We start from the raw sequence: 7,754 nt of genomic DNA on the forward strand, positions 1-7,754 counted from the left end.
TACGTGCGGCGCACGGTGGACCCGGGCCGCCGCCGCGCGCAGCGCCGTCCGGCCCGTCACGGTGCGCCCGGCGGCAGGAACGGCAGCCCCGCCGGGGCGCCGCCCTCGATCAGGCGCAGCAGCGCTCCCGTGTCGGCGTGTTCCTCGATCAGGTCGCCCAGCAGGTCGAGCTGTTCCTCGCGCAGCACCCCGAACGAGGTGTCCGGGGCCGGTACGAAGCGCCGCCCGGCCGCCGCCGCCACCTCGCGCAGGAACGCCCGGCGGAAGCCGTCGGACTCCAGCGAGCCGTGCCAGTGCGTTCCCCACACGGACCCGACCCGGCACCCGTCCAGGAACGGCTCCCCGCCGAGGACCTCGGCCACGCCGTGGTGGATCTCGTACCCCTCGACCGGCTCGCCGAGCGCCGTCCCCGCCGGCCGTGCCAGGGTCTTCTCCCGGGCGAAGCGCACGCGTACGGGCAGCAGGCCGAGGCCGTCCACCGCTCCCGCCTTCGACTCGACCTCGTCCTCGATGTGCTCGCCCAGCACCTGGAACCCGCCGCAGACCCCCAGCACCGGGCGGCCCTCGGCGGCCCGCCGCACCAGGGCGTCGGCCAGGCCCCGCTCGCGCAGCCAGGCCAGCGCCTTCACCGTCCCGCGCGTGCCGGGTACGACGACCAGGTCCGCGTCGGCCAGCTCCTCGGCCCGGTCCACGAACCGCACCACGACCCCCGGCTCGGCGGCGAGCGCGTCGACGTCCGTGAAGTTCGACATCAGCGGCACCGCGCACACCGCGACCCGCAGCACGTCCTCGCCCACCGGCGGCGCCACCACGGACTCCCGGACGGCGCCGCGCAGGGAGACCCGCAGACCGTCCTCCTCGTCGATGCCCAGGCCGTGCCGGAAGGGCAGCACCCCGTACGTCCCACGGCCCGTCAGGCCGCGCAGCATCTCCAGGCCCGGCTCCAGCAGCGACACGTCGCCCCGGAACTTGTTCACCAGGTACCCCGCGATCAGCGCCTGGTCCTGCGGGGACAGCAGCGCCGTCGTCCCGAAGAAGGACGCGAAGACCCCGCCCCGGTCGATGTCCCCGACCACGACGACCGGGAAGCGGGCGGCCCGCGCGATCCCCATGTTCACGATGTCGGTCCGGCGCAGGTTGATCTCGGCCGGACTGCCCGCCCCCTCGCAGATCACGGCGTCGTACGTGCCCCGCAGCTGCTCCAGGCAGTCCGTGACGACGCCGAGCAGCTGTTCCCGCCGGCCGCCCTGCGGCGCCGTCCCGGGGGCGGCGCCCCCGGCCGTCCCGAAGAACCCGCGGGCGCTCATCTCGCCCACCGGCCTGCCCAGCAGCACCACCTGGCTGCTCTGGTCGCCGCCCGGCTTGAGCAGTACCGGGTTCATCAGCGCGGTCGGCTCCACGCGGGCCGCCTGTGCCTGCATGGCCTGGGCGCGCCCGATCTCGGCGCCCTCCCGGGTGACGAAGGAGTTCAGCGACATGTTCTGCGCCTTGAAGGGCGCGACCTTCACACCGCTGCGGGCCAGCCAGCGGCAGATGCCCGCCGTGACCACGCTCTTGCCCGCGTCCGACGTCGTACCGGCGATCAGCAGTCCCCCGCCGCGCTTGCCGCCGCTCATGGGCGTTCCTTCCTCGTACGGGAGGTCCGGGCGACCTCGGAGACCCGGGAGCCCCCGGAGATTGCGGAGACCAGCGACCGGGCCGCCACACAGGCCCCCAGCGCCAGCCATGTCACGTTCCGCGACAGCCGTACCGCACGCTCGATGTCCGCGACCTCCACAGGCCGCCCCGCCCCGCCGTTCAGCACGGTCCGGTGCTCGACGCGCCCGCCGTACGCCAGGGTCCCGCCCAGCCGTACGCCGAGCGCTCCCGCGAAAGAGGCCTCCACGGGGCCGGCGTTGGGGCTCGGGTGCCGGGCGGCGTCCGCGCGCCAGGCCCGCATGGCCCCCCGCCGGTCGGGGCCGGCCAGTACGGCGGCGAGCGCGGTCAGCCGGGCCCCCGGCCAGCCCGCGACGTCGTCGAGCCGGGCCGAGGCCCAGCCGTAGCGCAGGTGGCGGGGGGACTTGTGGCCGACCATCGCGTCCAGGGTGTTCACCGCGCGGAAGGCCAGCAGGCCGGGAACCCCGGCGACGGCGCCCCACACCAGGGCCCCCACCACGGCGTCGGAGGTGTTCTCGGCGACCGACTCCACCACGGCGCGGGCCATCTGCTGCCCGTCCAGGGCCTGCGGGTCGCGCCCGCACAGGTGCGGCAGCCGCTCCCGGGCCGCCGCCACGTCGCCGGAGGCCAGCGACGCGCCGATGGTGCGGGCCTCCCGGCCCAGCGAGGTGCCGCCGACGACCGCCCAGGTGGCCGCGGCGGTCAGGGCTATGCGGACGGCCGCGGGCCGGGTGCGCACGGCGCGGGCCCCGAGCACGCCGACGGCGGCCGCGCCCCCGGCGCACACCAGGGTGTGCAGCGCTCCCCGGAAGCGGTCGTCGCGCCACAGGGCGCGCTCGACGCCGGCGGCGGCTCGTCCGAATGCGGCCACGGGGTGCCCCCGGCGCGGATCCCCGAGGATCCGGTCGCCGATCAGGCCGGCCGTGGCGCCGTACGCGAAGACGCGGTCGGCACGCATGGTGGCAGGTATGTCCTCACTCAGGGTCCGCGCCCTGGTTCGACGTGACCGGCGGCGAGAGTTCCTGGCTCCCGGGGTGCACTCGGCCGAGTGCCCCGGTGACAGTGGCGGGACCGCGCCGGATTCGCACCGGACTTCCTCTCCATGCCGCCGTATTGGCTCGGGCAGTCCACCACGGCCCGAGAACGCCCGTCAACTCGCTGTTGACCTGCGGCGGGATACGTGCCGGGATGTGCCCCCGGGAGGGGCGCCCGGCACGGCGAAGCTCCCCCCGGAGAACCGGGGGGAGCTTCGCCGTGCCGTCTCAGGCGACGATCAGGTAGATCCCGTAGCACACGGCCGCCGTGATGAGCGCGAAGCAGGCGTACGCGCCGGTGCGGGCCAGGGTGGCGGTGCCCCCCTGCTCGGTGGCGGCCTCGTGCTTGGACAGGCCCACCAGGCCCAGGGTGAACAGGGCCACGAGGGCGACGGTGGCGGAGAGGCTGACCCCGAAGACGGAGCCGAGCGCTTCCCAGTCGATCTTCATACTGCCGTTCCTCTGCAGGTCTCGGTCAGACCGCGGCGGCCGGAGCCGCCGGGGTCGTCGCGGCCGGGATGGTGGCCTTGAGGTCCTCGTCCGTCACCGCGGCGATCGTGCCGGCCGCGGCGACGGTCGGCGGGACGGTGACGGCGGCCATGGCCGTGGTGACGACACCAGGCTCCTGCGCACCGGCCGGCTCCACCTCGTTGACGTTGTGGTGGTCGACGACCTGGCGGCGCGAGATGACCCAGATGGCGACGCAGGAGGCGACCAGGAAGACCGCGACGGCGGCGACGCCGATGTCACCGGTACGCATGACCAGCTCCGCGCCGGCGGCGACCAGGGCGGCGGCCGGCAGGGTCAGGCCCCAGGCGATGAACATCCGGGTGGCGGTGGACCAGCGGACCACGCCGCCCTTGCGCCCCAGGCCCGCGCCCATCACCGCGCCGGAGCACGCGTGGGTGGTGGAGAGCGAGAAGCCGAGGGACGAGGAGGCCAGGATGACGCTGGCGGCCGAGGTCTGGGCGGCGAAGCCCTGCTGCGGCTGCAGGTCGGTCAGGCCCTTGCCCATGGTCCGGATGATGCGCCAGCCGCCCAGGTAGGTGCCCATCGCGATGGCCAGGCCGGCGGAGACGATGACCCAGACCGGCGGGTTGGCCCCGGCCGGCAGGGCGTTCCCGGCGACGAGCGCCAGGGTGATGATGCCCATCGTCTTCTGCGCGTCGTTGGTGCCGTGCGCGAGGGAAACGAGGCCCGCCGAGGCGATCTGGCCGGCCCGGTAGCCCTTCGCGGCGGTCTTCTCGCCGACCTGGTTGCCGAGCCTGTAGGTGACCTTGGCCGCCAGCATCGCGGCCAGACCGGCCACGAGCGGAGCGGCGATCGCGGGGATCAGCACCTTGGTCACGACGACGCTGCCGTTGACCGCGCCCATGCCGGCGGAGGCGACCGCGGCACCGATCAGACCGCCCATCAGGGCGTGGGAGGAACTGGACGGCAGGCCGACCAGCCAGGTGACGAGGTTCCAGAGGATCGCGCCGACCAGCGCGGCGAAGATCACTTCCGGCTGGATGCCTTCCTCGTTGACCAGGCCCTTGGAGATCGTCTTGGCGACCTCCACGGACATGAAGGCGCCGACGAGGTTCAGCGCGGCGGACATGGCCACCGCCGTCTTGGGCTTGAGGGCGCCGGTCGAGATGGTGGTGGCCATCGCGTTGGCCGTGTCGTGGAAACCGTTCGTGAAGTCGAACACGAGAGCGGTGATGATCACGATCCCGAGGAGAAGCGTTATGTGCTCCATTTACCCAGGCTTCTGTTTGACGTCAGTGGCTCGGCGACCGTAGGCAACCTGGATGAACGGAAGATGAACTGGCACGGGCCGAGCGGTGTACTGATCCGGCCCGGAGTCGCGACATTCGCCCTGCTTCTTGCCCGGATGCGGCGATTAATGCACGTCAAAGCCGGGTGAATGCGCCCGTCCGCACCTCCCGGCCGCCGACCCGGAGCCGCGGCGCCATCGCCCGAAAGAGACTCGGATCACTCCACGGGCCGCTCCTGCAGGGAGTCCTCCCGTGTGTGTGCCGTGTTCCTCCCCGGAACCGTCCGGTTCCCTTCCGGTTCCGCCCGCGGACCGCCCGCCCCGCCCGCGGGACCGCTTCCCCGGTGGCCGACGGGGGCCCCCGCCCCGACACTGGAGCGGTGCGTACCGCCACAGCGACGGCAGCGGCCGTCATCACCGCGCTCCTTGGCGCCGGCGTCGCCGCCGTCGCGGCCGGCCGCCATGCCGCCGACGCCGCCCTGCGGCCCGAACCGGGCCGTCCGCTGCCCGGCGGGCCGCCTCTCAGCGTCCACGCGGCGGGCGACGGCCGGGTCTCGCTGACCCGCTCCCTCTCGTCCCTGCGCCCCGGCACGTACGGCCTGGACGCCCCCGGCGTGCACGCCGTGGTCGGACCCGTCCTCAGCGGAGTCCCGCACGGAGCCGACACCGTCGTCCGCCGGCTCATCGGCGTCACCCACGGCACCCTCGCGCCCGGCACCCGGGTCACCCTCACCCCCCAGGTCCACCTCGGGAACCCGCGCACCGCCCTCGGGCTCGACCACGCCGACGTGGACGTCCCCGGGGAGCTCGGCGCCATGCCCGCCTGGTTCGTGCCGGGGCTCCGGGACACCTGGGTGATCGCCGTGCACGGGCTCGGCGGCAGCCGCGAGCACCCGATGGTGGTCATGCCCCTCCTGCACAGCCACCGGCTTCCCGTGCTCGCCCTCGCCTACCGCGGCGACCTCGGCGCCCCCGCCCTCCCGGACGGGCTCGGCCACCTCGGGGAGTCGGAGTGGCGCGACCTCGACGCGGCCATCCGCTACGCCCTGCGCTACGGCGCCCGGCGCGTCATCCTGTACGGCTGGTCCACCGGCGCCACCATGGCCCTGCACGCCGCCGAACGCTCCGCGCTCGCCGACCGGATCTCGGGGCTCGTGCTGGACTCGCCCGTCCTCGACTGGCACGCCACCCTGCGGTCCCTCGCCGCCGCGCGCCGCACCCCGGCCGCGGTGCTGCCGCTCGCGGTCCGGGCCGCCGAAGGCCGCGCGGGGCTGCGCGCCGACCGGCGGCCGCCCGGGGCCGACCCGGGGGCGCTGCGCGTTCCGACCTTGGTCTTCCACGGCCCGGACGACACGATCGCCCCGTGGGAGCCCTCCCGGCGGCTGGCCGCGGCCCGCCCCGACCTCGTCAGCCTGCACACCGTGCGCGGAGCCGGGCACGGGGCGATGTGGAACGCGGACCCGGACCAGTACGAGGAGGTCCTGCGCCGCTTCCTCACTCCGCTCATGTGAGGCGGTCCCGCGCCCCGTCGCCCCGCCCGGCGCCGCCCCCCACCGCCCCGGCCCGTGCCGCCAAGCCCCCCGCCGGGCCCGCACTTTCGAGTCCCCGTCATGTGAAGGCCGTGTGGCAGTCGAGGCGCGGCGGGTGGCTTGTCCCGGTCTGCACCTCGGGCGAGCGGTGGTAACGACCGGTTCCGTTTGGGCTTTCGGCCAGTGACGGGCGAGACTGCTTCCGTGACGTCCCGAAAGCCTGATGAGCAGTTGGCTCGCGACTCCAGACTCCGACTCGTCTCCCCGCGCTCCGTCGCCGCGGCCCGCAAGGCGGTGACCGACCGGCGAACCAGAACGACCCCGAGGCCGCCGGCGGGCACGCCCGCCACGGCGGACCTCGCGAACCGGGCCCGGGCCTCGCTCGTCGACGCCGTACGCCTGACCCGCTGGGCCGAGCTGCACCTGGGCGCCGGCGACGGCGGCCGGCCCGCGCCCGCGGGCGCCCTGCCGACCGCCGACGTCGAACGTGCCGCGCTGGAGCTGAACCTGACGCACGGCCAGATCCGGGTCGGCTGGGACCGCGCCCGGCTCGCCGGCCTCGTCGAGGTGCACGGCGGCCACGCCCGCCCCGGCTGGCGGCTGCGGGCCTGGGACCGCGACGACACCGCCGTGCTGCGCGGCTGGGTCGCCCTCTTCGACGCCTGGTCGCTGGTGCACCCGGCCCCCGCCGACATCGCACCCGCGGTCGTCGCCGAAGTGGTCGAGGCGATGCCCCAGCTGCTGTCCCTGCTCCAGCTGTCCGCCGGCCCGGTGACCGTCCCCGACCTCCTCGACCTGCTCGGGCAGCGCGTCACCGAGCTGCGCGACGAGCGGTGCGAGGTCCCCTACGCCGCGGAGGGCGCGGGCGCCCCGGGCGAGCCCGGTCCGGACCCGGAACAGGACGCCGCTCCCGCGCCCGCCGCCGAGACCCGGCCCGTCCCCCTGGCCCGGCTGCTGCGCTGGGCGCTCGGCGGACTCGCCGCCGTGGACGCCGTCACCCTCGGCCCCGCGCAGGCCGCCCTCACCCCGCTCGGCAGCTGGGCCGTCTGGGTCAAGCTGGAGCAGATCTGCGTGGCCGCGCAGAGCCCCGCCGGGAACATCGAGCAGTCGGCCGCCGCCATGCTGCACGGCTGCGCCCGGCTCACCCCGGGCCCGGCCCGCGCCGAGTACCAGGCCTGGCTGGCCGCCCGGCCCGTCGGCCACGCCGTCAGCGAACTGCTGCACGCGGCCCGGGGCGAGGACGCCCTGCTGCGCGGCCTCGCCTTCGAGGCGCTGCGCGTGGTAGGCGCACCCGCCGAACCCGAGGTGCGGGCGGCCGTACGGGAGCCCGCCCTGCGCCCCTACGCCCTGCTCTGGCTCGCCGAGCACGACGGGGTCGACCCCGACGAGGCGCAGCACGTCCTGACCGCCGAGGAGTCGACCTGGCTCTGGGTGGACACCGCGGCCGCCATCGCCGACCACGGCGAGGCGGAGCTGCTGGCCCGCCACCTCGACTCGGCCGTACGGACCACCGTCCCGAGGCTGCTGGACGAGGTCCGCGCGGTCGGCCACCCGCGCACCGTGCAGGTCCTGGTCGCACTGGCCGCCGCGCACCCCGACCCGGCCCTCGCCAAGGCGGTCCGCAGGGCCGCCTTCCAGGTGCACACCGGCGGCGAGTAGGGCGCGGCCGGGGGGGGGGGGGGGCCCCCCCCCCCCCCCCCCCCCCCCCCCCCCCCCCCGGCCGCCCCACAGCGGGGGGTCGGAGCCCCACATCAACAATATGGGCCCGGCGTGGCG

General features: G+C 75.6%; 6 protein-coding genes and 1 riboswitch. Of the genes, 2 read left to right on the plus strand and 4 right to left on the minus strand.

Features of this window, described 5'->3' with window-relative positions; translation table 11 throughout:
• Positions 1-56: 56 nt before the first annotated feature.
• From ACFWU6_RS17745 to ACFWU6_RS17760, 4 genes are all read right to left on the minus strand, one after another.
• Entirely contained in the window at positions 57-1,616 is a 1,560-nt protein-coding gene (locus ACFWU6_RS17745; RefSeq protein ID WP_383981821.1) for a cobyric acid synthase, read from the minus strand.
• Positions 1,613-2,614 (minus strand): cobalamin biosynthesis protein, encoded by a 1,002-nt coding sequence (locus ACFWU6_RS17750; protein ID WP_383981823.1) that lies wholly within the window; start codon positions 2,612-2,614, stop codon positions 1,613-1,615. Before ACFWU6_RS17750 ends, ACFWU6_RS17745 begins: the two co-directional genes overlap by 4 nt.
• 58 nt (positions 2,615-2,672) lie before the next feature.
• A riboswitch (cobalamin riboswitch) is annotated at positions 2,673-2,756 on the minus strand.
• Positions 2,757-2,918: 162 nt separating this feature from the next.
• Positions 2,919-3,140 (minus strand): hypothetical protein, encoded by a 222-nt coding sequence (locus ACFWU6_RS17755; protein ID WP_383811303.1) that lies wholly within the window; start codon positions 3,138-3,140, stop codon positions 2,919-2,921.
• Positions 3,141-3,165: 25 nt separating this feature from the next.
• Positions 3,166-4,431, minus strand: a complete 1,266-nt coding sequence (locus ACFWU6_RS17760; RefSeq protein ID WP_383811302.1) for an anion permease — start codon at positions 4,429-4,431, stop codon at positions 3,166-3,168.
• Positions 4,432-4,829: 398 nt separating this feature from the next.
• Between ACFWU6_RS17760 and ACFWU6_RS17765 the strand changes: the two genes are divergently transcribed.
• Together ACFWU6_RS17765 and ACFWU6_RS17770 are read left to right on the plus strand one after the other, a co-directional pair.
• A complete protein-coding gene (locus ACFWU6_RS17765) occupies positions 4,830-5,960 on the plus strand; it encodes an alpha/beta hydrolase (protein ID WP_383981825.1) in 1,131 nt (376 codons plus the stop codon).
• Positions 5,961-6,182: 222 nt separating this feature from the next.
• Positions 6,183-7,637, plus strand: a complete 1,455-nt coding sequence (locus ACFWU6_RS17770; protein WP_383811296.1) for a hypothetical protein — start codon at positions 6,183-6,185, stop codon at positions 7,635-7,637.
• The last annotated feature ends 117 nt before the right edge of the window (positions 7,638-7,754 follow it).

This window comes from Streptomyces sp. NPDC058674 (genome assembly GCF_042716505.1).
Classification (GTDB): domain Bacteria; phylum Actinomycetota; class Actinomycetes; order Streptomycetales; family Streptomycetaceae; genus Streptomyces.

Coding starts and splice junctions, on each gene's coding strand:
- ACFWU6_RS17745 (WP_383981821.1), bottom strand. CDS start 1,616: ATGAGCGGCGGCAAGCGCGGCGGGGGACTGCTGATCGCCGGTACGACG.
- ACFWU6_RS17750 (WP_383981823.1), bottom strand. CDS start 2,614: ATGCGTGCCGACCGCGTCTTCGCGTACGGCGCCACGGCCGGCCTGATC.
- ACFWU6_RS17755 (WP_383811303.1), bottom strand. CDS start 3,140: ATGAAGATCGACTGGGAAGCGCTCGGCTCCGTCTTCGGGGTCAGCCTC.
- ACFWU6_RS17760 (WP_383811302.1), bottom strand. CDS start 4,431: ATGGAGCACATAACGCTTCTCCTCGGGATCGTGATCATCACCGCTCTC.